Annotated in this window: 2 protein-coding genes; both read right to left on the reverse strand. The window is 38.6% G+C overall.

The window, feature by feature from the left end:
• Nucleotides 1-514: 514 nt before the first annotated feature.
• Nucleotides 515-958 (reverse strand): peptidoglycan-binding protein, encoded by a 444-nt coding sequence (locus F6K13_RS29800; protein ID WP_124144274.1) that lies wholly within the window; start codon nt 956-958, stop codon nt 515-517.
• A gap of 709 nt (nt 959-1,667) precedes the next feature.
• Nucleotides 1,668-2,114: a peptidoglycan-binding protein gene (locus F6K13_RS29805; protein ID WP_124144273.1), complete on the reverse strand. Its 447-nt coding sequence runs from the start codon at nt 2,112-2,114 to the stop codon at nt 1,668-1,670.
• Nucleotides 2,115-2,179: the final 65 nt, after the last annotated feature.

The following is a 2,179-nucleotide window of genomic DNA, read 5'->3' on the forward strand; positions in this document are numbered from 1 at the left end:
TACCCTATAGGAATAGTAAATCTTTTTTGTTCTCGTGAAACCTCAATTATACCACCTATTTTTGTGACAAATCCTAAAATAATAATCAATAGTCCTGCCACAATTAGCATGGTTGGCATTTGCAAATTAAGTAATACCTTTATTACATCTGTCATGTTTTCTAAGTTCTTTAATTGTAGAATTTGACAACTTTAATTTTATTCATAACTTAACTCACTGCAAGTTTCAAATGCAAAATCAGGTTCAGTACCAGGAAGTGCTGCACAGATTCACACAACAAAGCCCAACAAAGCCATTATTCTGCTCAAAAATAAACTCACTGTAATCAGCTAAGTAATCAAGTCCTACTAAATTTAGCCAAATCTCTAAACTTAACCAGACTGTTATTTTGACCAATAAAATTTTCCATCTAACTTGCATGGGAGTATTCTCCTCAAATCTCACTGTCTGAATAACTGAAGTCAGAAGTGGGAGAATTGAACTCCCACACTTGGATAATACAACCTAAAAATCGTTAATGTGTAATCATAATGCTCATCAGAGCATACCAAGTTAAAGGACCGACAATGCCATCAACTTCTAAGCGGCTATTTTTTTGGAATTCCTTGACAGCTGCTTCAGTGTTGGAACCAAAAATACCATCTCCAACTAGAGAATAGCCCATTTCATTCAGGATAATTTGCAGACGTTCAACATCATCACCGCTGCTACCCTGACGGATAGTAGGAGGCAGTAAAGCTTCCCAAGTTTGAGAACCAACTATACCATCAACTGTTAAATTTCGGTCTTTTTGGAACTGCTTAACTGTAGTGTCAGTGCTAACACCAAAGATACCATCTTCCACTAAAGAACCATAGCCAGCATCATTGAGAAGGCGTTGTACCAGAGTTACATCAGAACCGGTGCTTCCGTTGCTTAAAACTGGTAAAGAAAAAGAACTTGAAACACTTAAAGTCATTGTTAATTCTCCTGTATTAGGATAGATGAGTATGAGAAATTAGAGCGATTTGGTCAGGAACCCCAGGGCTAAAGTCCAAGAGTTTGTACATTCTTGTTGCGATCGCTCCAAGGAAACAAGCCAACACCTGACCGAATAATTAATAATTAATAATTAATAATTAAATAATTCTGGTTTAAAACTGACCCTTTTAAGGGGAAAAAGCAGTCGATCTTCGTAGCTTCCCGAAGGGTGGGATGGCGGGGTCTCGGAGCCATATCCATGAGACCAAGAGAAAAGAAATAATATTTCCTTATCTTCAATTCCGTAACGGTTAAAACCCGAGGTAATTATCAATTATCCATTATCAATTAATGAATAGCTTAAGATATCCTTTGTCTACATTAGGGGAAAAAGCGGTCGATCTTCGTAGCTTCCCGAAGGGTGGGATGGCGAGGTCTCGGAGCCATATCCATGAGACCAAGAGAAAAGAAATAATATTTCCTTATCTTCAATTCCGTAACGGTTAAAACCCGAGGTAATTATCAATTATCAATTAATGAACAGCCTAAGATATTCTTTGTCTACATTATCGGCAAGGGTTAAAGTTCTGATTGCCACGCTCTCGCTCTCAATAATATTCTTGGGAATGCGACCGCCAGTTCCATGAAGAACGAACCGGAAAGTTAAACACGGGAGCGTGGGTTAAGCCAGTACTTTCTAAAAATCGTTAATGTTGAATCTGATTGCTCATCAGAACATACCACGTTAAAGGACCGACAATGCCATCAACTTCTAAGGACATCTCTGTTTGGAATGCCTTAACATATGCTTCAGTGTTTGAACCAAAAATACCGTCTACAACTAGAGTTCCATAGTTCGTTTCATTCATGGTAATTTGCAGACGTTTAACATCATCACCGCTGCTACCCTGACCGATAGTAGGAGGCAGTAAAGCTTCCCAAGTTTGAGAACCAACTATACCATCCACTATTAAATTTCGGTCTTTTTGGAACTGCTTAACTGCGGTGTCAGTGCGAACACCAAAGATACCATCTGCCACTAAAGAACCATAGCCAGCATTATTGAGAAGGCGTTGTATCAGAGTCACATCAGAACCGGTGCTTCCGTTGCGTAAAACTGGTAAAGAAAAAGAACTTGAAACACTTAAAGTCATTGTTAATTCTCCTGTATTAGGATAGATGAGTATGAGAAATTAGAGCGATTTGGTCAGGAACCCCA

This window comes from Okeania sp. SIO2B9 (assembly GCF_010672505.1).
GTDB lineage: Bacteria > Cyanobacteriota > Cyanobacteriia > Cyanobacteriales > Microcoleaceae > Okeania > Okeania hirsuta.

Bases quoted from the DNA above. Each gene is read 5' to 3' on its own strand.
- F6K13_RS29805 (WP_124144273.1), bottom strand. From the start codon at position 2,114: ATGACTTTAAGTGTTTCAAGTTCTTTTTCTTTACCAGTTTTACGCAAC.
- F6K13_RS29800 (WP_124144274.1), bottom strand. From the start codon at position 958: ATGACTTTAAGTGTTTCAAGTTCTTTTTCTTTACCAGTTTTAAGCAAC.